At 52.3% G+C, this 22,190-nt stretch carries 24 protein-coding genes; 13 read left to right on the forward strand and 11 right to left on the reverse strand.

The window, feature by feature from the left end:
• Window positions 1-36: 36 nt before the first annotated feature.
• On the reverse strand, window positions 37-2,229 hold the full coding sequence (locus AC5TBW_RS10985; RefSeq protein ID WP_495508612.1) for a S8 family peptidase: 2,193 nt from the start codon (window positions 2,227-2,229) through the stop codon (window positions 37-39).
• Between the two features lie 462 nt (window positions 2,230-2,691).
• Between AC5TBW_RS10985 and AC5TBW_RS10990 the strand changes: the two genes are divergently transcribed.
• The 6 genes from AC5TBW_RS10990 to AC5TBW_RS11015 all read left to right on the forward strand — a co-directional run bounded on the left by AC5TBW_RS10990 (window position 2,692) and on the right by AC5TBW_RS11015 (window position 8,391).
• On the forward strand, window positions 2,692-3,714 hold the full coding sequence (locus AC5TBW_RS10990; protein ID WP_495508613.1) for a LacI family DNA-binding transcriptional regulator: 1,023 nt from the start codon (window positions 2,692-2,694) through the stop codon (window positions 3,712-3,714).
• Window positions 3,715-3,725: 11 nt separating this feature from the next.
• Window positions 3,726-4,742, forward strand: coding sequence for an ABC transporter substrate-binding protein (locus tag AC5TBW_RS10995; protein ID WP_495508614.1), 1,017 nt, complete (start codon window positions 3,726-3,728; stop codon window positions 4,740-4,742).
• Window positions 4,743-4,804: 62 nt separating this feature from the next.
• Window positions 4,805-5,641, forward strand: coding sequence for an ABC transporter permease (locus tag AC5TBW_RS11000; protein WP_495508615.1), 837 nt, complete (start codon window positions 4,805-4,807; stop codon window positions 5,639-5,641).
• On the forward strand, window positions 5,638-6,426 hold the full coding sequence (locus AC5TBW_RS11005) for an ABC transporter permease (protein WP_280103733.1): 789 nt from the start codon (window positions 5,638-5,640) through the stop codon (window positions 6,424-6,426). Before AC5TBW_RS11000 ends, AC5TBW_RS11005 begins: the two co-directional genes overlap by 4 nt.
• A gap of 23 nt (window positions 6,427-6,449) precedes the next feature.
• A complete protein-coding gene (locus AC5TBW_RS11010) occupies window positions 6,450-7,532 on the forward strand; it encodes an ABC transporter ATP-binding protein (protein WP_495508616.1) in 1,083 nt (360 codons plus the stop codon).
• Window positions 7,525-8,391, forward strand: coding sequence for a phosphodiesterase (locus AC5TBW_RS11015; protein WP_495508617.1), 867 nt, complete (start codon window positions 7,525-7,527; stop codon window positions 8,389-8,391). The genes AC5TBW_RS11010 and AC5TBW_RS11015 overlap by 8 nt, the downstream gene beginning before the upstream one ends.
• Here AC5TBW_RS11015 and AC5TBW_RS11020 read toward each other — a convergent pair.
• Window positions 8,388-9,245 carry a bifunctional transcriptional activator/DNA repair enzyme AdaA gene (locus tag AC5TBW_RS11020; protein WP_495508618.1) on the reverse strand — a complete coding sequence of 286 codons (858 nt, stop codon included), beginning with the start codon at window positions 9,243-9,245 and terminating at the stop codon, window positions 8,388-8,390. The two genes, AC5TBW_RS11015 and AC5TBW_RS11020, sit on opposite strands and share 4 nt — an antisense overlap.
• 198 nt (window positions 9,246-9,443) lie before the next feature.
• Here AC5TBW_RS11020 and AC5TBW_RS11025 point away from each other — a divergent pair, with 198 nt between their 5' ends.
• Both AC5TBW_RS11025 and AC5TBW_RS11030 read left to right on the forward strand, forming a co-directional pair.
• Window positions 9,444-10,364, forward strand: a complete 921-nt coding sequence (locus AC5TBW_RS11025; protein ID WP_495508619.1) for a glutaminase — start codon at window positions 9,444-9,446, stop codon at window positions 10,362-10,364.
• Between the two features lie 85 nt (window positions 10,365-10,449).
• Window positions 10,450-11,058 (forward strand): LysE family translocator, encoded by a 609-nt coding sequence (locus AC5TBW_RS11030; RefSeq protein WP_495508620.1) that lies wholly within the window; start codon window positions 10,450-10,452, stop codon window positions 11,056-11,058.
• On the opposite strand, the gene AC5TBW_RS11035 is transcribed toward AC5TBW_RS11030, so the two are convergent.
• Window positions 11,044-11,877 carry an AraC family ligand binding domain-containing protein gene (locus AC5TBW_RS11035; RefSeq protein ID WP_495508621.1) on the reverse strand — a complete coding sequence of 278 codons (834 nt, stop codon included), beginning with the start codon at window positions 11,875-11,877 and terminating at the stop codon, window positions 11,044-11,046. The two genes, AC5TBW_RS11030 and AC5TBW_RS11035, sit on opposite strands and share 15 nt — an antisense overlap.
• Before the next feature lie 155 nt (window positions 11,878-12,032).
• On the opposite strand from AC5TBW_RS11035, the gene AC5TBW_RS11040 reads away from it, so the two are divergent.
• Window positions 12,033-12,851, forward strand: coding sequence for a DUF1206 domain-containing protein (locus AC5TBW_RS11040; RefSeq protein ID WP_495508622.1), 819 nt, complete (start codon window positions 12,033-12,035; stop codon window positions 12,849-12,851).
• Between the two features lie 8 nt (window positions 12,852-12,859).
• Window positions 12,860-13,462 (forward strand): YqaA family protein, encoded by a 603-nt coding sequence (locus AC5TBW_RS11045; RefSeq protein WP_495508623.1) that lies wholly within the window; start codon window positions 12,860-12,862, stop codon window positions 13,460-13,462.
• 23 nt (window positions 13,463-13,485) lie between these two features.
• Here AC5TBW_RS11045 and AC5TBW_RS11050 read toward each other — a convergent pair whose 3' ends face one another.
• The 4 genes from AC5TBW_RS11050 to AC5TBW_RS11065 form a co-directional block, all read right to left on the reverse strand.
• Window positions 13,486-13,803, reverse strand: coding sequence for an antibiotic biosynthesis monooxygenase family protein (locus tag AC5TBW_RS11050; protein ID WP_495511954.1), 318 nt, complete (start codon window positions 13,801-13,803; stop codon window positions 13,486-13,488).
• Between the two features lie 44 nt (window positions 13,804-13,847).
• Window positions 13,848-14,636 carry a slipin family protein gene (locus tag AC5TBW_RS11055; protein ID WP_495508624.1) on the reverse strand — a complete coding sequence of 263 codons (789 nt, stop codon included), beginning with the start codon at window positions 14,634-14,636 and terminating at the stop codon, window positions 13,848-13,850.
• Between the two features lie 57 nt (window positions 14,637-14,693).
• Entirely contained in the window at window positions 14,694-16,055 is a 1,362-nt protein-coding gene (locus AC5TBW_RS11060; protein ID WP_495508625.1) for an NfeD family protein, read from the reverse strand.
• A 210-nt stretch (window positions 16,056-16,265) separates the two neighbouring features.
• Window positions 16,266-16,673, reverse strand: coding sequence for a DUF4019 domain-containing protein (locus AC5TBW_RS11065; protein ID WP_495508626.1), 408 nt, complete (start codon window positions 16,671-16,673; stop codon window positions 16,266-16,268).
• Window positions 16,674-16,873: 200 nt separating this feature from the next.
• Between AC5TBW_RS11065 and AC5TBW_RS11070 the strand changes: the two genes are divergently transcribed.
• Window positions 16,874-17,617, forward strand: a complete 744-nt coding sequence (locus AC5TBW_RS11070) for a class I SAM-dependent DNA methyltransferase (protein ID WP_495508627.1) — start codon at window positions 16,874-16,876, stop codon at window positions 17,615-17,617.
• Window positions 17,618-17,719: 102 nt separating this feature from the next.
• On the opposite strand, the gene AC5TBW_RS11075 is transcribed toward AC5TBW_RS11070, so the two are convergent.
• The 4 genes from AC5TBW_RS11075 to AC5TBW_RS11090 all read right to left on the reverse strand — a co-directional run bounded on the left by AC5TBW_RS11075 (window position 17,720) and on the right by AC5TBW_RS11090 (window position 20,130).
• Entirely contained in the window at window positions 17,720-18,205 is a 486-nt protein-coding gene (locus AC5TBW_RS11075; protein ID WP_495508628.1) for a YehS family protein, read from the reverse strand.
• 95 nt (window positions 18,206-18,300) lie between these two features.
• On the reverse strand, window positions 18,301-18,723 hold the full coding sequence (locus tag AC5TBW_RS11080; protein ID WP_495508629.1) for a tetratricopeptide repeat protein: 423 nt from the start codon (window positions 18,721-18,723) through the stop codon (window positions 18,301-18,303).
• A gap of 242 nt (window positions 18,724-18,965) precedes the next feature.
• Window positions 18,966-19,391 carry an N-acetyltransferase gene (locus AC5TBW_RS11085; protein WP_495508630.1) on the reverse strand — a complete coding sequence of 142 codons (426 nt, stop codon included), beginning with the start codon at window positions 19,389-19,391 and terminating at the stop codon, window positions 18,966-18,968.
• Between the two features lie 313 nt (window positions 19,392-19,704).
• The gene (locus AC5TBW_RS11090; protein ID WP_495508631.1) at window positions 19,705-20,130 is read right to left on the reverse strand and encodes a VOC family protein; all 426 of its coding nucleotides are present in this window, start codon (window positions 20,128-20,130) and stop codon (window positions 19,705-19,707) included.
• A 102-nt stretch (window positions 20,131-20,232) separates the two neighbouring features.
• On the opposite strand from AC5TBW_RS11090, the gene soxR reads away from it, so the two are divergent.
• Window positions 20,233-20,697, forward strand: coding sequence for a redox-sensitive transcriptional activator SoxR (gene soxR, locus AC5TBW_RS11095; protein WP_495508632.1), 465 nt, complete (start codon window positions 20,233-20,235; stop codon window positions 20,695-20,697).
• Between the two features lie 277 nt (window positions 20,698-20,974).
• Window positions 20,975-22,171 carry a DEAD/DEAH box helicase gene (locus AC5TBW_RS11100; protein ID WP_495508633.1) on the forward strand — a complete coding sequence of 399 codons (1,197 nt, stop codon included), beginning with the start codon at window positions 20,975-20,977 and terminating at the stop codon, window positions 22,169-22,171.
• Window positions 22,172-22,190 lie beyond the last annotated feature (19 nt).

The following is a 22,190-nucleotide window of genomic DNA, read 5'->3' on the forward strand; positions in this document are numbered from 1 at the left end:
AAATTAGCAGTACTCGTGCTGATTAACCACGGGGGTTTACCAAGCTACCAAATAGTTCACCATCGCCGCGCTGTCTGAGCTAGCATCAGCGTCGTGTTCAGGCTCTAATGTGTGTAGAAGGTTAAACTGCAACTGGCTACGTTCGCTGGGCTTAAACGCATAACCCAACTCAATATCCATTTGTCGACCAGAAGGCGAGAGAGACGCCTCGCGGGATTCTCGCAACACTTCACCGCTTACTGTGCGGGCAACGGGTATGCTCAACTCAGCCGTCGCGCTGTCAATGCGTAACGGTTGGCGAAACGTTAACGCCGCACGCTCATCTTTCTTTTGCCACTGCAGACCCAGTGCCATTTCCTGAGCACTAATATCTTTAATGCGTGTTACAAGACCGCTGCCATCTGCATTACCCCGCCCTTGCTCAAACTCGGCAAAAGCAGCAAAGCCATTGCCCACATTTGCCTGCAGGCCAGCGCCAACGAACGTCATCTGATTATGTTCGCCGAAACCCAATGCCCCGGAACCGTTAGCACCGAGCAGACCATTCTCCTCCTCTAATCGGCCTATCTGAGTACTCACGCTAATACCCGGCGTCAATTGATATGCCATGCCAATATCAGATCGATTGGCGCTATAGTCGCTGGCAAAACTCATGTCATCCTCAACCCCACCCGCCCAATGTTTCGCTAACAGGCTAAATTTATCCGTTACATCGTAGCGGGTTTGCACACCATTCACGTTATCGAACGCTTGTGTCATCGTTGCGCCAGATTGGAAAGAAATCATTGGCATCATGTCTGAATTCGCATAACCACTCATCGGGTCAATTTGATCACCCGCGTAGTTGAAAGCACTCAGGATTGAGTTACCAAACGTCCCATCGAAACGACTACTCAGAAGCTCACCGCCACCGTTCGAGCGGGAAGTGAAACGGTAATTATCCATCTCCATTGTGTCTGTTTGGACCGCTTGAGCCGAGCTTAGTGACATACGCTCCATTTGATCGCGCAACTGATTCGACCGCTTTACGCGCTGTTGCGTTTGTTGGCCAAAATCCATCTGATAGTCACGGCCCAGGTCATCAAATACCGCCACGGAGTCGAGCACACCTGACGCCGCCAATGCGTTGCCGTACGCTCCCGAAAGCTGCATAAAAGAGCCTGCAGCAGCATCACCCCCAACTTCGACGCGTTCGCTTTGGGGAACGACTAAATCACCTTCTGGGGCAAGCGCAGCGTTAATATCGGCCTCCCCCTGACCAAGATAAAACGCACCACAGTTCACATTGGCATCAGCACCGCATGTATTCTGCTGATACAGGTCACTCGTTTGGCTGGCCGTGTCCAACAGACGCTGACTTGCCTGCTGGGCGCTAAAATGTGGCCATCGGTCGACGATGCCAGCCGCATATTCCGAGATACGAGCCGCCGAAATAGAAGTGCCTTGAGCACCAACCGTCCGATTAACGTAGTCGGTTGCTATCGCACGCTCCTGTAATTTAGCGTCATCACCCGGGTAGCTGCTGGATGGGTGAATTTCGCCATCCGCAGTGGTACCGACCGCTATCAGCATCATGCTGTAAAGATCAGGATGACTGGCATAAATGGGCCGCCCTTGTGTATCAATAGCGGCACCATCATTTCCCGCACTCACCACATATACAGCGCCTTTACCGGCATTGGCGCTTACGACCCGCTGGTAAGATTCTGCTGAGGTGACACCGTTAAAGGAAAGCCGCGGATCACTGGCTATAAAGCGCTTAGAAAAACTGGCATTGATGACACGAGCGCCACGTTGAGCCGCTTCACCCACGGCATAATCCAAGGCACTGCTACGCGTAACGCCCTCGTTCTCGACCTTAATGAGATCAAGACGCGCACTGTCCAGCACACCACTGGTAATCGTTGAGGCAACCACGTTTCCGTGCCATTCGTCGCCGCCACTGACGTCACTGTTACCCGTATGGATATTAAGGGTATCAATAACGCGTTCATTGTTGATGATAGCCGCCACATCAAAGCCGCTATCGGCTACCGCCACGCGCACCGTTAACGGCCCAACAGGCGTCGCGCCGGTGCTGGTGCCACTGTTGGAAGGTAAAGGCGATGGCGTATGAATCCCCTGATTGGGATCACTGCTCGCGCCACCGCCTCCAGAACTGCAGCCAGCCAAGACTATGCCCGCTAAAACGGTGCTTATCGCCAAAAAAAGAGGGTGCCTGTCAAACATGACCGACACCCTGAAAATATTCGTTAATTTTCATTTTGCAGAAACGCTCGCTAAAAAACTGCTTTGGAAAAACCAAGCGTATTTAATACTAATTACTGACAGACAATCAACCTATAAACAACTGTTTTATTCATTAAATCTATTAAAATTATTAAGGTTAATCATTAATAATTTCGATTAGATATAAGCTATATCATTTCCAATATTTCACAATAAAAAACCAACTATTTTATAAAGTTATTTATTTAACACACACTTTAATAGATAAGAATCTAATTTAGCTTGATGGGCAGCCAGCTTCAGATATTTTCTGCGCCCACCCTAATTCTTAGGCAACAGTATCTTTGTCACACAATTCTCCTCAAAAATACATTTTACCGACATCAATCCGTCACACGCCCTCTTTAGGCTGATTACAAATAAATGAGATCGATCTCATTGCAAACATATCAGGGCGGGCGCATGGCAGATTTACTCAGTGTGGCAAAGCTTGCTGGCGTTTCTAGGGCAACCGCAGCGCGCGCTTTTTCAAGCCCCGACCTAGTGCGTCCAGCTACCCGCGAAAAAGTTTTCAGCGCGGCTCAACAGCTTTCGTTCAGGCCCAACAAAGTGGCTCAGCAGTTGCGCTCACAGGCCACGCAAATGATTGGCGTCATGGTGCCCAGTCTCGATAACCCGGTATTTGCCGAACAGTTACAGGCCATGGAAGTGGCTGCTCGCGCTAGCGGCTATTCATTAATAGTGACAACCAGTGAGTACGCTGCCAATCGCGAAAGTGACATTGTCGAAGAGATGCTCCGTCAACGTGTCGATGGCCTGGTTCTCACCGTTGCCGATGCGGGAAACAGTGCTGTCCTGGAAAAGCTGCGGCTGGAAACCACGCCCTGTCTGCTGGTCTACAACCCGCCTGGCCAGAGCGGTTTTGCTTCAATAGGGGTCGATAACTACACCGCGGGCGCTGACGCTACCCGGCATTTACTTGCCTTGAGTCATCAGCGAATCGGCATGGTAGCAGGGCCTTTATTGCAGTCAGACCGTGCGAAACAGCGCTATGAGGGTTATTGCCATGCCATGCGTGACGCTGGTTTCAAGCCCTACCCGGTGGTTGAAATGGAACGTCATACCCAAGCAGACCTGACCAGTTTGACACCGAAGTTACAAGGCGTTGATGCGCTCACAGGAGTGATCTGTAGCAACGATTTGCTCGCCATTAGCCTGATGGGCGAATTGCAGCGGGCCGGTTTTAAGGTGCCAGAGGATCTTTCCGTCATGGGCTTTGATGGAATCGCCTTGGGCAAACATCTCTATCCGTCGTTATGCACTATTGATCAGCCGCGCAGCGACATTGGACGAGCCGCGGTGCACACCTTGTTAGCCAAGATTCGGGGAGAGCGCTGTACGCCTGCTCCCCTGCCCCACGCATTGCGTCAGGGCGAAAGTGTCGGAATCCCGACATCCCGTAAGTCCATGTTAGGCACTTCATAGAGGAGTACGTCATGAATCTCAAGCGTCTTTATCAAGCGGTATTGGCCACGACGGTGATTAGCGCGTCGGGAAGCGCTTTTGCGCAATCAAGCGACAACGCTATTTGCTACAACTGCCCACCGGAATGGGCCGATTGGGGCACGCAGCTGAGATTGATCGAACAGGAGACCGGCATTCGCGTGCCTCAAGACAACAAAAACTCCGGCCAATCCTTAGCCCAGTTGGTGGCCGAAGCCAGTAGCCCGGTGGCCGATGTCGTTTACTACGGGGTGACCTTCGGCATTCAAGCCATGGAAGAAGACGTAGTGACGCCCTACCAGCCTGCGCACTGGGACGAGATACCCGAAGGTTTGAAAGATCCCGAAGGCAACTGGTTTGCCATTCACTCTGGCACCCTCGGTTTTATGGTCAACGTCGACGCCTTGGATGGCGCCCCGGTGCCCACGTCCTGGGAAGACCTGCTCAAGCCCGAGTATCGCGGCATGGTGGGTTACCTTGACCCGGCCAGCGCCTTTGTCGGCTACGTCGGTGCCGTGGCGGTCAACCTAGCCATGGGTGGCGATCTTAATGACTTCACCCCAGCGATCGACTACTTCAACCAGCTTGCTGAAAACGACCCGATTGTGCCCAAGCAAACCAGCTATGCGCGAGTGCTTTCCGGCGAGATCCCGATTCTTCTCGATTATGACTTCAACGCTTACCGTGCACGCCATAGCGATGGGGCTAACGTTGAGTTTGTGATTCCCGAAGAGGGCAGCGTGGTGGTGCCTTATGTGATGAGCTTGGTGAAAGATGGCCCTAACCCCGAGAACGGCAAACAGGTGCTTGATTTCGTGCTGTCTGATCAAGGCCAAGCGGTATGGGCAGACGCTTACCTACGTCCCGTGCGCGCCAGCGCCATTTCCCCTGAAGCACGTGAAGTTTTCCTGCCCGAGAGCGAGTATGCACGCGCCGAAGCACTTGACTACCCCGCTATGGCGGCTGCTCAACGTAGCTTCTCTGAGCGGTATCTGTCGGAGGTTCGTTAATCATGACAGCGGCATCCAAGCAGCCCTCCAGGGCTGCTTCTTACCTAAGTAGACCATCGACTATGGCAGGCCCAGCCCGACGTAAACGCCTTATCGCGATGTTCGCCTTACTGCCTGCCCTGGTGATTTTCTGCGCCTTTTGGCTACTGCCTTTTTCGCGTCTGATTATGATGGGTAACGAGGCAGACCCAAGTAGTGGCATCAGTGCTTACCTGACCATTCTTACCCATCGTCAGTACTTAATCAGCCTAGCGACCACCGTTGGCCTTTCGCTGATAGTGTCACTGGTAGCGGTTGCCATTGCGGGCGTTGCCGGTTTTTTTCTCGCCCGTCAGCGCTTTTTTGGCAAGTCCATACTAGTGGCAATCCTCACCTTTCCACTGGCCTTTCCAGGCGTGGTAGTGGGCTTTTTGGTCATCATGCTGGGGGGACGCCAAGGCGCCTTGGCGCAGACCAGCCTGTGGCTGTTTGGCGAGCGCTGGATTTTCGCCTACTCTCTGGCCGGGCTATTTATCGGCTACCTCTACTTCTCCATTCCTCGTGTTATCACCACCGTGATGGCTGCCTGCGACAACCTGGATCAAAGCCTTGAAGAGGCAGCCCGCTCGTTAGGCGCTAACACCTGGCAGGTCACCAAAGACGTCATCGTGCCCGGTATTGCACCCGCGCTGCTCTCAACCGGCGCCATCTGCTTTGCGACCAGCATGGGCGCCTTTGGTACGGCGTTTACCCTGGGCACACGCTTAAGCATCCTGCCGCTCAATATCTACGGTGAGTTCACCAACTACGCCAATTTCGCCATGGCAGCCGCGCTTTCAGTGGTGTTGGGCGTGATCACCTGGATGGCATTGAGCCTCGCCCGCAGGCTGGCAGGCGGCAACTTGGGAGCTTCGGTATGAAATCTCGCCTACGCTTCACGCTGCAATTAGGCTTCACCCTGCTGGTGTGCCTGTTCATGATTGTGCCTGTCGCCATGTCGGTCATGGCGGGGCTAACCGAGAACTACTTTGTGGGTCTTGAGAGTGGTCTGACCCTGCGCTGGGTCAATGAGGTGTGGCAGCTCTACGCCGATACCATCTGGCTCTCCATTAAACTGGCACTGGCCTGCTTGCTGATCACTATCCTGATTGGCGTACCCGCCGCCTATGGTTTGCTGCGCAGCCGCCGCCGCTGGGCCAACGCGATTGAAGAACTCCTACTGCTACCGGTTGCCGTGCCTGGGCTGGCCACCGCGCTTGCCCTACTGCTCGCCTATGGCAGCTACCGTGAATTTCGCGGCAGCTGGCTATTTATCCTCGTTGGCCATGTGCTGTTTACCCTGCCCTTCATGGTGCGCGCGGTGCTCTCCGTGATGCAAACCGCCAAGCTTCCGCATCTTGAAGAAGCCGCCGCCAGCCTGGGCGCCAGCTTCCGGCAACGCTTTTTCGGGGTGGTCATCCCCAACTGTATGAGCGGCATTCTTGCAGGAGCGCTGATGGTGGTGACCTTATCCATCGGTGAATTCAACATTACCTGGATGCTGCATACCCCGCTAACTAAAACACTGCCGGTCGGTTTAGCCGACAGCTACGCCTCGATGCGCCTGGAAATTGGCTCAGCCTACACGCTGATATTTCTGGTCATGGTCGTGCCCTTGCTGGTGGCGATTCAGTGGGCAGGTCGACTCACCGAGCAGCGCCGCTAAGTTTTATTATTTGAGAATCCGTTATGAGTTCATCTGTCAGCATTACCCTAAACCAGTGCAGTCGCACCTTTGCAGGTGGCACTACTGCGCTACAGCCACTTGATTTACAGGTTAACGCGGGCGAAACCCTAGTACTGCTGGGCCCGTCCGGCTGCGGAAAAACCACCACGCTGCGTATTATTAGCGGCCTGGAAAGCCCCGACAAAGGCGGACAAGTGCTGTTTGGCGAGCGCGATGTCACCGCCCTGCCGATTGAGAAACGCGATGTAGGAATGGTGTTTCAAAACTACGCGCTCTTTCCCAACATGAGCGTCGCCGACAACATTGCCTACGGCCTTAAAATACAGCGTTTACCGCGGGCAGAGATTGCCCAAAGGCTTGACGAAGTGATGCGCATGGTCGACTTGCAGGGCTTTGGCGGTCGGCGTATCGATGCCCTCTCCGGCGGACAGAAGCAGCGCGTCGCCCTCGCCCGCGCCATCGCCGTGCGCCCCAAGGTGCTGCTGTTTGATGAGCCGTTGGCAGCTCTCGACGCGAAACTGCGCGACCGCTTACGCATCGAGATTGGCCAACTACTGCGTGAACTGGGCACCACCGCTGTATACGTTACCCACGACCAAGACGAAGCGATGGCCTTGGGTGACCGCATCGCGGTAATGCAGGCCGGACGCATTGCGCAGTTGGGCACGCCCCAAGAAATTTACCACCAGCCAGCCAATGCCTTTGTGGCCGATTTTATTGGTGCGGTGAACTGCCTGGACGTCCTGAGCACCCGCGCCGATGGAGGATTGGTGGTACATGGCGGTGAGCTAATCGCTGCCCATTTGCAGGGAGTATCCACTGTCTACTGCCGTCCAGAAGACATTCTGGTGGTTTCCGTTGACCAAGCCGATGTAAAGGGGAAAGTGATACAAAGCATTTTCCTGGGCCAGACCCAGCGCCTGATGGTGGATACCGGCGGCGCTTCACCGCTCCAGATTGAGGCACCCTCCCGCCAGCGCTGGCCAAACGGAACCGCCATTGGTTTGGCACTTCCTTCTAGGGTGCTTTTTCACCCAGATAAGCCCACTGCCTCTGTTAATGCCAAGGAGATGGCCAATGGCTGATCAAGGTTTGAACATTCAGAAAGCCCCTCATGCCCAGCAATGCCTAATCGCCCAGATTAGCGATCCGCATATCAAGGCGGGCGGTAAACTCTCTTACCGCCAGGTAGATACCGCCAATGCGCTGCGCCAAGCAATTAGCACGCTCAATCAGCTAGCGCCGCGGCCCGACCTGGTGTTGATTAGCGGTGACTTGGTTGATTTTGGCCATCCTGACGAGTACGCCACCTTTAAGCAGATCCTGGCTGAATTAACGCTGCCCGTGTACTTGATCCCTGGCAATCATGATGACCGCGAGCATCTGCGCGCCGCCTTTCCCGAGCACCGTTATCTGTTTCAGCACCGCGACTATTTACAGTGGGTCGTGGATGACTATCCGGTACGCATTGTAGGGCTAGACTCATCGGTACCCGGCAAACCCCATGGCGAGCTAAGCGATGAAAGCCTGCAGTGGCTAGACACTACGCTGGCAGAGCAGCCCGAAAAACCGACTCTCGTCATGGTGCATCATCACCCTTTTGTTAGTGGCATCGACCATATGGATCGCCAGCCGCTTAAGCGACCAGACGCGCTAGCTGAAGTAATTGAAAAACATGCCCAGGTCGAGCGCGTGCTCTGCGGTCATCTGCACCGTTCGATCCAAGCTTGGTTTGCTAACACCTTGGCGATTAGCTGCCCCGGCGTTTCCCACCAGGTGAGTTTGGATCTCACCCCAGACGGCCCCGCCCACTTTCAGCTAGAGCCCCCCGGTTACCTGCTACACCAGTGGTCGGCGACTAACGGTATGGTGACTCACCAAGGGTTTATCGATCCCTACCCCGGCCCTTTCCCATTTTATGATGCCAATGGGTTAATTGATTAAGACGTAACCATGGGAGAAAGCGACTCGCTGTGGACCGTTGCCAGTTCCCAGGCTTGCACCATCTTCTTCTTCGCAAGGCCCCAGCGATAGCCACCGAGGGCACCGCTTTGTTGAATCACCCGGTGGCAGGGTATCCATAGCGCGATAGGGTTGGCGCCTACCGCATTGCCCACTGCACGGGAAGATTTGGGTGTGCCCAGTGCCTGGGCAATGTGCGAATAGCTGGCCAGTTGGCCTTCGGGAATGGTCAACAGCGCCCGCCATACGGCAATTTGGAAGTTGGTGCCGGTCACATGCAGCGACAAAGTGGCAGAGGCATCGCCCGACCTGTTGAAAAGCGCCTCTACCGCAAAGCGCGTGGCGTCAGGATCGTGATGAAGTGTGGAAAGCGGCCACTCTTTGGCAAGCCGTGCCAGTAATTCCTCCGAATTCGTCGCATCGACAAAGCCCATCCGGCAGATTCCCCGGGGGGTTACCGCGACGAATATGCTCCCGAGGGGTGTTGCATGAACGCCGTGAGCGATCTCCACTCCTTCACCCTGGCGTTTATGCTCGCCGGGCGTGACTGCTTCTAACTGAACAAAGTGGTCGTAAAGCCGCGAGCCACCGCTAAGCCCAAGAGTATGGGCGATATTTAGCAAAGACGTGGACGACTGCATCAACTGCTTGCCGCGCTCTAAGGTGAGTGCCTGCAAGAAGCGTTTGGGGCTAATCCCCGCATAGCGACAAAACAACCGCTGAAAATGGAAGGCACTCAAATGAACATGAGCCGCCACCGTTTCCAGATTGGGCTGTTCCGCCGCATGAGCCACCATATAGGCCATGGCTTTTTCGACACGCTCATAGTCATTCATTGTGTTATCTCTCTAGCCGTCGGGGCTGCTTAGTTCCTTTCAGCCTATGCCTTCACAGGAAAGTTGCCGACCCGAATCTTGCGCACTGGCAGGTGATAAGACCGTTTATGTTTAAAAGAGACGCTATGTTTAACAGACATCGCCACTGGTTTTCGCTAGTGTAATGCCCCGCCTCAATTGACGGTACACGATACGCCCATGCAAGACTTGATCAATGACATTGCAGCCGCCATGGCAAACGCCAAAGAACGCGGTAAGGTTGCCGACTATATTCCCGAGCTGGGACATGTTGACCCACAGCAATTTGCCATTTCGCTCGCCACCGTGGATGGCAAAGTGTACTCGGCGGGTTGTGCTACCACGCCCTTCTCGATTCAAAGTATCTCGAAAGTATTTACGCTGACCATTGCGCTGGGCCAAGCGGGTGATTCGCTGTGGTCAAAAGTGGGCCGCGAGCCATCAGGGGATCCCTTCAACTCCATTGTTCAACTTGAGCATGAAAGCGGCAAACCGCGTAACCCGTTTATCAATGCCGGCGCCATTGCGGTGGTCGATGCGATCATGATGGGCCATGAACCCAGAGAGACGCTGGGCGAGATCCTGAGCTTTGTGCGCTATATCGCCGATGATGACAGCATTTACTTCGACCACGCGGTGGCCGCTTCCGAAATGGCTCACCGCGACCGCAACGCCTCACTGGCGCACTTTATGAAAGCCTTTGGCCGCCTACGCCATGATGTCGATAAGGTGCTAGGCACCTATTTTCACCAGTGCGCTATCGCCATGAGCTGTGAGCAGCTGGCCCATGCCGGGCTGTTTTTGGCCTCGGATGGCATCAACAAACCTAGTGGCATTCGCGTGGTAGCCCCCCAGCGGGCACGTCGTATCAATTCACTAATGATGATGTGCGGGCACTACGACGCCTCTGGGGAATTCGCCTTCCGCGTCGGTCTGCCTGGCAAAAGTGGCGTGGGCGGCGGCATTCTGGCCATTGCACCCGGCCATGGTTCCATAGCCGTTTGGTCACCGGGGCTGGATGCCTATGGCAACAGTTTGCTGGGCACCCAGGCGCTCGAAATGTTTGTGCAGCATACCGGCTGGTCGGTGTTTGGGCACTAGCAAGGCAACTGCTTAACCAACCACCTCAATTTTGTGCAATACCGCCAACAGCCGCCATTGCAAACTCCTTCCACTACCGAGGAGGATGACAATGAGCGTTTTATTAGCATCGACAGTCTTACCCATGGCCGCATTTGCACTTGCCGCGTCTATTTCGCCGGGGCCGGTCAACGTCGTTTGTTTGAGTAGCGGTACGCACTACCCTATCGCTAAAGGGCTTGTTTTTGTAACCGGCGCCACGCTGGGGTTTGTCGCGCTATTTTTAGCCATCGGCGCTGGTCTTTACTCTCTACTGAGTGTGGCGCCACTGCTGGAAACGTTTTTACGCTGGGCAGGCATTCTGTTTTTACTCTATCTCAGTTATCAACTTTTACAGCACGATGGGCGTTTGCAGGAGCGAGGCGGCGTCAAAGCGCCAGGGTTTATGACCGGCGCCATGATGCAGTGGCTCAACCCCAAGGCATGGCTGGCGTCTGCCGCTGGCATTAGCGCCTACACGACTGCGAATGAGCCCTATCAGCTATGGCTGTTCGCCAGCCTCTATCTGCCTATTTGCTGGCTATCGCTAGCCAGCTGGGTATATGCAGGTGCTTTTCTGAAACGCTATGTTCATCGTCCGATTGTCTTACTCACGATTAACCGAACACTTGCTATCTGCCTGGCGGCTAGCGCTATTGTCTTACTGGTTGAGTAACGGATAGCGGTACTGGTTGGGTGTCGCGGCTACCAGCCGCTTAAACGTTCTTTGAAAGTGGGGCTGGTCATTAAAGCCAGCGTTCAAAGCCGCCTCAACAATAGGTTGCCCGTGCCTTAGCGCTTTCTGCCCCATTTGAATGCGCTGATTAATCAGGTAAGCATGGGGCGTTAGACCGAAGTGCTGTTTAAAGATGCGAATCAGGTGCCCAGCGCTATAGCCCGACTGCTGACAAAGGCGTTCTAGCGATATATCAGCAGTACAATTGGCACGCAAATAGGCCGCGACCTGTTCTAGCGCCCTGGGTGCTTGGGGTAATGCCGCAGGGGACTCGTGAGCAAGCAATTGCAGCACGGCAGACAAGTACTCGACTAGCGCCAGTTGCTTATCGCCAATGCCGCATTGTTCATTCAACAAACAAGCGGCCATATCGCAGTACCCGGCATAAAGCGCTGGCTGGGTAATAACGGCGGTAGCGATATCTTGCCAGTCCGGCGTATTTAACAATCCTAATTGGTAGCGCAGTCCACTCAGCCACTCGGTATCGACGTAGAGCATCATGTACGCCCAGGGCTGGTTTTCGATGGGGTTGCAGGCATGCACCCAGTGGGGGTTCATCAAAACGATGTCTCCCGCACTAATTTGATGCGCCGCATCGCGATAGCAAAAAGTGCTGTTACCTGCGGTAATGGCCCCCAGCGACCAATGCGTATGACTATGTGGCGCATAACAAACTTGTCGCGCGTCGCTAATCTTGCGCAGTTCCACGTAGGGCATACGCGCATCCCGCCAGAAGATAGGTGACGAAATAGTACTCATGCTATTGCTCGTGTTATTCAAAAAGAGCCTTTGACACTTGGGCTTGGACTAGGCTGGACAATAGCACAGCACAAGCCCAGTATGGGCCGCTGATAAGCGCCATATGAACTAGATTGCATAGGGATGCGCAACGCCTAATATGTCAGGAGGACACCATGGCTAATAGTATGAACAACCCCGACCACCGTGATGCGATTACCCTTTTCGCCCGCATGGGTTACGCCTCTCGGGGCATTGTGTATGTATTAGTCGGCGGCCTCGCAGCGCTGGCAGCCTTTGGGCAAGGCGGCCAGACAGAAGGCAGTCGGGGCGCCTTAGAACGCGTGCTCACCGCTCCCTTCGGAAAAGTCTTGTTAGCCATCATGGCCATCGGCTTGGTGGGCTACTCGATGTGGCGAATCATCCAAGCGGTTAAAGACACTGACCATCACGGCAACGGCGCCAAGGGGCTGGCAATTCGTGCGGGCTTATTGGCCAGCGCCATTACCCACACGTTGTTGGCTTTTTTTGCCGCCACGCTCATCTTTCAATTTGCGGGTTCTTCAGGTGATTCAGGTGGCGGCTCACAGGGTGTCGCGGGCTGGCTCATGCAGCAGCCTTTCGGGCGCTGGCTGGTAGGCGGGGTCGGCCTTATCATGATTGGCGTAGGCATTGCCCACGCACTTAAAGGCTACCAGGCCAAATTCGACAAACACTTCGCTATGCCACAGCAAACGCAACAATGGGCCTATCCTATCTGCCGTTTCGGATTAGTGATTCGTGGTCTTGTCTTTGTGATCGTAGGTAGCTTTTTCATCATCGCCGCTTATCAAATCAATCCTGATCAAGCAGGCGGTATGGACGAAGTGTTTAGCACCCTGCGAAGCCAACCCTACGGCCAGTGGTTACTGGGTTTTGTCGCGCTGGGACTCTTCGCATTTGGTCTCTACAGCCTATTAGCGTCTGTCTATCGCCGCATTAATCCCGAAGTGTAGAGACCTGCATGGCCATAGCATCCAGACGCACCAAACAGTGGTTTGAGCGTATTAACCGCTCTAACAATATGTTGTGGCTACTCGCCACCCTCTCCTTTTTGGAGACGATTATTCTGCCTATTCCTATTGAGCTGGTGTTGATCCCGCTGATGGCCGTTAATAGGCAGCGGCTGTGGTTACTGGCATTGGTCACTACTGCGGGCTGCCTCGTCGCATCGCTGGTGGGCTATAGCATTGGCTTAGTGCTTTATGAGTCGGTGGGCACCTGGTTTATTGAATCTATGGGGATGCAGAGTAGCTACCAGGCATTCCAAACATTTTTCGATCAGTACGGTTTTGCCGCCATTTTGGCCATTGGCATACTGCCAATCCCCTTCCAGGTGGCGATGATTACCGCCGGGCTTTCCGGCTACCCAATTATGCTGTTCGTACTGGCGGCATTAATTGCTCGCGGCTTGCGCTACTTCGGCCTTGCCTGGCTGGTTCACCGCTTTGGCCACCGTGTTCTGGTACTGTGGAAACGCCATGCCTTGATAACGAGTTTGGTGGCAGGCGTTGTCGTACTGGCGCTGGCCATAGGGATGCAGGCACTGGCGGGGCTGGTGGTGTAAGCCGTTGAGTCGTTAGCAACCCGCTAAATACCGTAATCTCGCTCGACTTTGGCAATACGGGTTTTGAAGTGCTGGTACCACTGCTGATGGCCCAGCCGCTGGGCCTCTTGATGCTCAGCATGGGCTTTCCACGCTTTAATAGATGCCAAATCGGTCCAGTAAGAAACCGTTACACCCACCTCATTGCGAGCAGACTCCACCCCTAAAAATCCTGGCTGCTGTTCTGCAAGCTCAACCATTCTTGCTGCCATTACGTCATAGCCATTATCGACCTCGGTGCGTCGTGAAGTAAAAATAACGGCGTAATAAGGAGGTTTAGGGGTGTCGGCAATGTATAGCATAGGTTCCATCGCGGTTGAAAAGGGAATAATGAAGCTTGGAGGCATCAGCCTTCACTTTTGTGGGCATCCGGCCCAGATGCCATGTGTTTAGCCTTCATGTCCTTGAACGCCTCCATGATATCCATAGGCAGTGGGAAAACGATTGTCGACGCATTCTTGTTGCTCATATCACTCATGGTCTGGAGGTAGCGCAGCTGCAGTGCAGTCGAGTTCTCCTGCATCACATTGGCTGCCTCTACCAACTTCTTCGATGCCTGCAATTCACCTTCAGCGTGGATAACCTTTGCGCGTCGCTCGCGCTCTGCTTCGGCTTGACGGGCAATCGCGCGGATCATGCTTTCATCCAAGTCTACATGCTTAATTTCAACATTGGCGACTTTGATACCCCACGCTTCGGTTTGGGTATCAATGATTTCCTGGATATCGTCATTAAGCTTATCGCGCTCGGAAAGCATCTCATCCAGATCATGCTTACCCAACACCGAACGTAGCGTGGTCTGCGCCAGTTGACTGGTCGCCTGGGTAAAATTCTCGACTTGAATGATCGCCTTTTCTGGATCGACGACGCGGAAATAAAGCACCGCATTAACCTTAACGGTGACGTTATCCTGAGAGATCACGTCCTGTTCCGGCACATCCATGGTAATGACGCGCAGGTCCACCACCTCCATTTTCTGAATGGCGGGAATTACAATCACTAGCCCAGGACCTTTGACCTTCTGAAACCGACCGAGAAAGAACACCACGCCGCGCTTGTATTCTGGCAGAATTCGGATCGAGGCAGCAATCAGCATCAACACCAGTACGACAGGAACCAAATACGAAATAATCATGGGGCACCTCCACTAGCAGATGGACTATCACGTAGAACTCCCCGACAGCTGCGGGCCCTAGTTGGGCGAAACGTATAACGTCAACCCTTCAAGGCGAACCACTGTCAGCTGTTCGCCCTGCTTAACGGGAACATCGCTTACCGCATTCCAACGCTCGCCGTGTAAGCGCACATGGCCATTGGTTTCAAAATCCTCCAGAGCAATGGCGATTGCGCCGATCAACTGCTCCGCGCCAGTATGTACCGGGTGGTGACGAAGCTTTGCAAAGCGTACCAGTGTCCAGAGCATCAGGCCTCCTGAGACCAGTGCCACCCCCACGATAAGCGGCAATGAAATGGAGAGATACTCGGCATCCATCAACATGACCGACCCGAGCACAAAGGCGACAATGCCTCCGGCCCCCAGCACGCCAAAGCTTGGCATGAGCGCCTCCCCCACCATCAGTGCCAATCCCACTACGATTAGTGCTAATCCAGCGTAGTTAATCGGCAGCACTTGAAACGCAAACAGAGCCAACAGCAAGCAAATGATCCCGATGGTGCCCGGAAATAGACTTCCCGGGCTGGCAAGCTCATATATCAGCCCGTAAAAACCAAGAATCATTAAAAAGTACGCAATATTGGGGTTGGTTATCAGTGACAGGATTTGCGTGCGCCAATCCGGATCAAAACGTTCAATGGTGAGATTATCGGTAGAAAGGGTGTAGTCACCGCGCTCCATGATGACTGTCATGCCATTGATCTGTGCTAGCAGGTCGTCGACATCACGTGCTACCACATCGATGACATTCTGCTCCAGCGCCTCGCTGGCAGTGAGATTAACCGCATTGCGCACGGCATCTTCAGCCCAGTCGGCATTGCGTCCATGGCGTTCCGCTAGGCTGCGGATAAAGCTCACCGCATCTTCCATCACTTTACGCTCCATAGCGCTGCTTTCACGCCCCGGCTGGTCTGCTGCGTCTTCATCCTCTTCAGCACCGCCGCCAGACAACCCGCCACCGCCCATTTGTACCGGCGTTGCAGAGCCTAAATGAGTCGATGGGGCCATCGCGGCCACATGGCTACCATAGAGCAAATAGGTACCCGCGCTAGCCGCTCTGGCACCGCTGGGAAACACATACATTGCGACAGGGATATCTGAATTGAGCATTACTCGAATCATGTCCCGGGTGGTGTCTACCAGCCCACCTGGGGTATCGAGTTGAACAATCACTACCTCACTACCCTGCTCGCGAGCCTTGCGTAGACCGCGCTCTAAATAGTCCTTGGTAGCCGGACCAATAGCACCGTCAATGCTAAGAACTAAAGCATTGGAAGGATTAGTTTGCGCAACAGCCTGCCAAGTGAACGACAGCGCAGCCACTAGCAAGCTGGCCAACAATAGCCAGAACCAGCGCGATTTGAGAGAAAGGGCAGCCATCATCACTCCCCACACTCGGCACCTTGAAGCTATATTCCTGGCATTAATCTATTGGCCGCTTTCAAAGCCGAGGGTTATATACATAACTTAGCACTCGCGTTGAGCTTCGCCATGAATAGTGTCGATAGGGAATTTATGCGCGCAACACGCACAACCGGCGTGAAAGTAATTTAAAGCTGCATGGGTTGTAACGGGTTTTGTAGTCGAAGACTAATTCACATAGTAGCCGCTTACTTTCCACATTCCTTCTTCCAAGTGAGGGGTAATAGTTTCAATAATTTGCGGCTTATTTTCAAAACGCGTTTGGAACGTGAAAACCGTATAGTCACCCGCTGGAGCCCCTGGCATTGAGGTTTCACGGATGACCCCTATTCGACGTCTGGATTGAACACCACCGAAATCACGGCGCGCAGCATCAATGGTTCGGGCCAGCATATTAGGAGACAATGGTATTTGTAACAGCCTGGATGAAGATTCCCATGCTTGCTCATATTCTCCAACATCAATAGCCTCTAGCCACGCCAATGCCGCCGCTTCTGCCTCATTAGTGTTTGCATGAGCGTGAGTAGATAGAGTGAGGAGTACGGAGGCGAAGATAAATGTAAATATACTGGGCATAGAGGGCTCTCGTGGTATTTAGCAACGACCAGAGAAAACGTGATGGTCTTAGATATCTATCGGTAATTGTCAGGGTTTCTTTAGGGCCGCGGGATGTAATTGCGTAACAATAGAGCTCCAAGCTATACCTGCTTCTCAAACCCTATCCGCTCGTTTACTATGCGCCACCCCCTTATTTCCGTGCTCACCATTAGGCTACTATGTCCGTCAACGCGCTCTATACCGACCTTTCTGGCTACTACGATTTGATGTGCGTGGATATTGACTACCAAGCGCAAAGCGATGCCATTCGTAGACTGCATCAGATCTTCGGTAACGACGGAACGACCCACCTCGATTTAGCCTGTGGTACCGGCCCCCACGTGCGTCATTTCATTGATTTTGGCTACCTAAGCAGTGGGCTTGATATCAATCAACCCATGCTGGATATCGCCGCTATGCGTTGCCCGGAAGCTCAATTTACGCGGCAAGACATGAGTGATTTTGAAGTTAACGCCCCCCAAGACTTAATTACGTGTTTTTTATACTCGATTCACTACAACGACGGGATTGAGAAGCTAGAAGCGTGCATGTCCAGCGTGCACCGCGCGCTCAAGTCTGGCGGTATTTTCTGTTTTAACGCGGTCGATAAAGACAAAATCGATAACGGCTTATCTGTTAAGCACAGCGCCACACAAGCAGAGGATATGTTCACGTTCCGTTCGGGCTGGCACTACAGAGGGGAGGGTGAAAAGCAGTCGCTTAGGCTCAGTATTGAGAAGACCAACGCAGAAGAGACACAGGTCTGGAACGACGAGCACCCCATGGTGGCGGTTAGCTTTGCGGAGTTAATCGACCTCCTAGCGCCGTACTTTGAAGTGCATGTGTTTGAGCACGATTATGAAACAATCACTCCCTGGAGCAGCCTCTCAGGCAATGCAATTTTTGTGTGCGTAAAAAAGTAATAGCTGGCCACGGTTGCAGCATGATTGATAAGGCAAGAGATGACCATTGCTAATCCCCCTTGCCTCTGAGGCGATACAGATTATTAACGCTGTGCTAGGCAGTTATGCTTCCGCACTGGGATGTTGTTGATTGGGGCGTAACTGAAGCTGGATGCCGAGTAAGAAATTTCGCAGTACCTGATCTTTGCACTCGCGATAATTCTTGTGGCTTGGCTTGCGGAAAAACGCGCTTAATTCATGATTGCTTAAGCGAAAACCAGCCAGCTCAAAAATAGCCAGAATATCTTCAGCCTTTAAATTCAGCGCAATGCGCAGCTTCTGGAACACCATATTGTTGTTCAACTGCGATTCTGGCGCAGGCTGGGGGCCTTCGCGCTTCCCACGCTTAAAGCTAATAAAACCGTTCAGAAATGCCGCCAGCTCTCTGTTCTTCATCGTCACAAAGGCGTCGTCTTCATCCTTTTTCAGCCAGGCAGTGACCTGCTCTTGAGCCACGCTGACCTCTGCCAAGGCGAAGATATCCACGATGGTGCTGTCTTTTAAATCGAAGGTGTAGCGTATACGGCGAAAAATATCATTATTGGTCAAGATAGTGTCCCTAGTCTTAGGCAAACCCAGCACAATCAAGCTTCATGTGCATTTATGTCTAACGTGAATAACATTCAAAACAGCAGCTTAATAATTTAACCCGCCGTCAGTTTTCCAAGCAGCTCATCAATTTCATCTTTAAGCTCGCCATCTTCTATTTTGTTCGCGGTCATTTGAGCATTTTTTAGGTTATTGATAGCCGCATCGGTCTGGCCCAGTTCAACCTGCAGCTTCGCCATAGAGAAGGCGATGGATGACATGTGGTCTTTAGAATTAACCGCGACGGCTTTTTCAAAGGCTTTTTCGTAGACAGCCAGCGCCTCGTCCAACTCTTCAGTAAAGTCAGCCAGCGTTTCCCACTGCTCAGGGTGATCCTTATCGGTGTTTTCGTTCTCAGTGCAGATAGCTTCCAACTCTGCATATAGAGAATCGAAAGCCTCTCTATCCTCTTTATCGGCCGCCTTCATGAGTTTTTCAGCAAGTTCGTAAACCGCTTTGTATATTTTGGTGTTAATCATGAACGACTACCCTTTTCTTTAGTAAAACCTGTAACAAGCAAAAAACCTGCTAAACATGAACGTTCGCAAAACAGCCACTCCATCGTGACCGCTGACATTATACCCTTTGAGGATAGCGCTACGGGCGTTCATTTTTCGGTTTTTGTAGCATGCTTGCTGGTGGAGCGGGATTGGAGCGTCTATTGACCTGCGGGACTTAGTTAGTCATTTCTAAACTATCAGGATCAGACCGCTGGCCGCTATTAACAGTAATGCTCCATGATGAATTCAGCTTGTCCCGTTTGCTCATCAATCTGCTCACCTAATGAAATAAAGCCATGCTGCTTATAAAAATTGATACTGGGTACATTCTGGCTGTAGACACTGAGCTGCAAACACGACCTTCTGCTCTTGGCATCATCCATCAACGCTGACCCTATCCCTTGGCCCTGAAGGCTGGGTGACACAAAAACGGCTGCCAACGTATTTCCATAGAGGCAGTAAAACCCTGCTATTTGCTCATCAGCTTCATAGACAAAGGTTTCCGATGCGGGGATGTAGACATCACGCATTTCACTAACTTTGGACTGCCAATATTTTGATCCAGCAAAGGAGTGAGCTTTAATCGAGGCTGAAAGCCAGATATCCAAAATGTGCTCAATATCCGCCTCCCGGTATTCACGAATCATCTAGATGTTCCTAATGAGGGTCATCGGCGCCAAAGGCGTTATTGAAAAGCTACCTAGCCCCGAAATAGGCTTGGCACCTATTCCGGGGCTAGGTAGCTTCATAAAAATAAGGCGGGAATGCTTTGCCTTCTGTCGGGGACATCTGATTCTTACATAGACTTAAGTAGCGCCCTTCACTTTCTAATAGCCTTTTTGCTTTCAAATCTCACTGAAAACAAAAAAGAGATTTTACCAGATTATTCAAAGAATATTTTTAGGTGCATAAAATCTAAATTTATCACAGCCCAGTACGCCGTAGGGTGCTGAACTGATGTTACTGGGCATCTTGATTTAAATTCCGCTCGGCCGGGATGTCGCTCAGATACTCGACAAACTCCACTTCAAAACCGGCGGGATCGACAAAATAGACATTTTTGCGAAACGGCTCTGTCGAGCCCGGTTTAGCAATGGCATAGCCCGCATTAGTTAATCGGGCGACTACAGCATCAAGGTTATCGGTCACATAAGCAAAATGGGCCAGCCCTACGCTGTGGCCTTTCAGATCGCGGTTCTCCCCTTCGCCATGATCGCTTAAGGCCAGGTAATGTTCATCGTCACCAAAGTGCAACCATTTACGCGGTTTGCCGTACCACTCGCCATGGCCTTCATCGCGCACCCGCCAATGTGGGAATACGGCGCGGTAAAAGTTCAGCATGGCTTCCATATCAGCAACGACCAGATTTACATGTTCCAAGTACATAAGTGTCTCCTTGCGTTAGTGGAGTTCACAGGCTAAAACCTCAACAATAGTTGAGGTAAAGCGTTTTTTGCGTAAAATTGGTAAAAAATTAAGGAGTGCGTGATGGCAGAAGCTAATTGGAGTGTCGGCAAAGTGGCCAAGCGTTGTGGCATTAACGTCAGCGCACTGCATTTTTATGAGCAGCAAGGGTTGATCCAAAGTTCTCGCAATGCCGGTAACCAGCGCCGCTATAAACCTGAGGTGTTAAGGCGCATTTCGGTCATCAAAGCCGCGCAAAAAGTCGGCGTTAGCCTTGAAGAGATCAAGCAAGCCTTTGAATCACTGCCCAATAACCGCACGCCGACGGTTGAAGACTGGCAGCAGCTTTCAAAAAACTGGCAGCGCATGCTGGATGGGCGCATTGCTTATCTGCAAAAGCTGCGCGATAACTTGACTGGCTGTATCGGCTGCGGCTGTTTGAGTATGACCAATTGCCCACTCTATAACCCGGATGACCAGTTAGCAGAGGTCGGTAGCGGGCCGGTGCTTTTGGATCAGGCGGAGCAGCAGGCTAAGGTGAATCAATAGACCGGTTAACGTGCATATTACATTCAATACACTATTTCTTTTTCATAACATGCTGTTTAGTAACACTGGAACCCAAGTTAAAAACTCAGTACTAAAATTCAATAAGCAAAAAACCACTTACTATTAATTTTATGAATGCCTTTCATTTCATCATATAAACCTCCATTCAGCGCCATCAAGCTAATTGCACTAATCGAGCAATGAACGGCTGCTTTTACGCTATAATGCGTCATCTTTTCTTTTCGCCACACCTTACGACCATCTGTCAGAGCGCCTTATGCCCTTTTCAAAACTAGGATTATCCCCTCCTCTTGTTCAAGCTATTACCGAACTAGGTTACCAAACGCCAACGCCCATCCAGGAACAAGCGATTCCTGCCATTCTTTCGGGTAACGACTTAATCGCCACCGCCCAAACAGGAACGGGCAAAACCGCTGCCTTTGTTCTGCCTCTGCTAGAACGGTTCAGCAACGCGGGAACGTTACGCGGCAAACGCATACGGGCGCTGATTCTCGTGCCGACCCGTGAGTTAGCGGTTCAGGTCGAAGCCAGTGTGGCGCAATACGCTAAGCACACGCAGTTAACCTCGATGGCGATGTATGGCGGGGTGGATACCGAAGCGCAAAAAGAACGCCTGATCAAAGGGGTGGATATTCTGGTCGCCACGCCGGGCAGATTACTTGATTTGGCCCATCAGCGTGCGCTGCACTTTGATGAACTGAAAGTCATGGTGCTGGACGAAGCGGACAGAATGGTCGACATGGGTTTTGTCGACGATATCAAGAAAATCATAGATCGCCTGCCTGAACACCGTCAGAACCTACTGTTTTCGGCCACCATCACCGATGACGTTCGCGCCCTCGCCTACGATTTTTCAGATAGCAAGATGACCGATCTGGCAACGGAAATATCCATTTCTCCCAATGTCCGCGCCGCCGCTAATGTCAAACAGTGGTTAATCACCGTCGACAAAGACACTAAGTCAGCCTTGTTGAGTCACTTAATTAATGAGCAAGAGTGGGATCAGGCGCTTATTTTTACCGAGAAAAAACACAATGCGGCCAAGCTTGTTGCTCAGCTGGAAAAACGCGGCATTACCGCGGACTCTATCCATGGCGATAGAAGCCAAGCCATGCGCGAAAAGATTTTGGCTCAGTTCAAATCTGGCGAACTAAAGTACTTGGTCGCCACGGGGGTTGCCGCGCGTGGTTTGGATATTGATGAACTGAGTCGTGTGGTGAATTACGATTTACCTTTTCAGCCAGAAGAATACATCCACCGTATTGGCCGAACCGGTCGCGCGGGTGCCTCAGGTGAAGCCATCTCTTTAGTCGACATGAGTGACTTTAAAAATCTTTGCGCCATTGAAAGGCGGTTAAAAAGCATTATTGAGCGCAAAGAGATTGCAGGCTTTCCGGTTCGAAAAGCAGTACCCGAGTCAAACTTAAACTATAATAAACAAAGTAATCGTTAAACCTTACCCAAGAAGCTCA

This window comes from Vreelandella sp. ssv (assembly GCF_059448525.1).

Coding starts and splice junctions, on each gene's coding strand:
- AC5TBW_RS10985 (WP_495508612.1), bottom strand. CDS start 2,229: ATGTTTGACAGGCACCCTCTTTTTTTGGCGATAAGCACCGTTTTAGCG.
- AC5TBW_RS10990 (WP_495508613.1), top strand. CDS start 2,692: ATGGCAGATTTACTCAGTGTGGCAAAGCTTGCTGGCGTTTCTAGGGCA.
- AC5TBW_RS10995 (WP_495508614.1), top strand. CDS start 3,726: ATGAATCTCAAGCGTCTTTATCAAGCGGTATTGGCCACGACGGTGATT.
- AC5TBW_RS11000 (WP_495508615.1), top strand. CDS start 4,805: ATGGCAGGCCCAGCCCGACGTAAACGCCTTATCGCGATGTTCGCCTTA.
- AC5TBW_RS11005 (WP_280103733.1), top strand. CDS start 5,638: ATGAAATCTCGCCTACGCTTCACGCTGCAATTAGGCTTCACCCTGCTG.
- AC5TBW_RS11010 (WP_495508616.1), top strand. CDS start 6,450: ATGAGTTCATCTGTCAGCATTACCCTAAACCAGTGCAGTCGCACCTTT.
- AC5TBW_RS11015 (WP_495508617.1), top strand. CDS start 7,525: ATGGCTGATCAAGGTTTGAACATTCAGAAAGCCCCTCATGCCCAGCAA.
- AC5TBW_RS11020 (WP_495508618.1), bottom strand. CDS start 9,245: ATGAATGACTATGAGCGTGTCGAAAAAGCCATGGCCTATATGGTGGCT.
- AC5TBW_RS11025 (WP_495508619.1), top strand. CDS start 9,444: ATGCAAGACTTGATCAATGACATTGCAGCCGCCATGGCAAACGCCAAA.
- AC5TBW_RS11030 (WP_495508620.1), top strand. CDS start 10,450: ATGACAATGAGCGTTTTATTAGCATCGACAGTCTTACCCATGGCCGCA.
- AC5TBW_RS11035 (WP_495508621.1), bottom strand. CDS start 11,877: ATGAGTACTATTTCGTCACCTATCTTCTGGCGGGATGCGCGTATGCCC.
- AC5TBW_RS11040 (WP_495508622.1), top strand. CDS start 12,033: ATGGCTAATAGTATGAACAACCCCGACCACCGTGATGCGATTACCCTT.
- AC5TBW_RS11045 (WP_495508623.1), top strand. CDS start 12,860: ATGGCCATAGCATCCAGACGCACCAAACAGTGGTTTGAGCGTATTAAC.
- AC5TBW_RS11050 (WP_495511954.1), bottom strand. CDS start 13,803: ATGCTATACATTGCCGACACCCCTAAACCTCCTTATTACGCCGTTATT.
- AC5TBW_RS11055 (WP_495508624.1), bottom strand. CDS start 14,636: ATGATTATTTCGTATTTGGTTCCTGTCGTACTGGTGTTGATGCTGATT.
- AC5TBW_RS11060 (WP_495508625.1), bottom strand. CDS start 16,055: ATGGCTGCCCTTTCTCTCAAATCGCGCTGGTTCTGGCTATTGTTGGCC.
- AC5TBW_RS11065 (WP_495508626.1), bottom strand. CDS start 16,673: ATGCCCAGTATATTTACATTTATCTTCGCCTCCGTACTCCTCACTCTA.
- AC5TBW_RS11070 (WP_495508627.1), top strand. CDS start 16,874: ATGTCCGTCAACGCGCTCTATACCGACCTTTCTGGCTACTACGATTTG.
- AC5TBW_RS11080 (WP_495508629.1), bottom strand. CDS start 18,723: ATGATTAACACCAAAATATACAAAGCGGTTTACGAACTTGCTGAAAAA.
- AC5TBW_RS11085 (WP_495508630.1), bottom strand. CDS start 19,391: ATGATTCGTGAATACCGGGAGGCGGATATTGAGCACATTTTGGATATC.
- AC5TBW_RS11090 (WP_495508631.1), bottom strand. CDS start 20,130: ATGTACTTGGAACATGTAAATCTGGTCGTTGCTGATATGGAAGCCATG.
- soxR (WP_495508632.1), top strand. CDS start 20,233: ATGGCAGAAGCTAATTGGAGTGTCGGCAAAGTGGCCAAGCGTTGTGGC.
- AC5TBW_RS11100 (WP_495508633.1), top strand. CDS start 20,975: ATGCCCTTTTCAAAACTAGGATTATCCCCTCCTCTTGTTCAAGCTATT.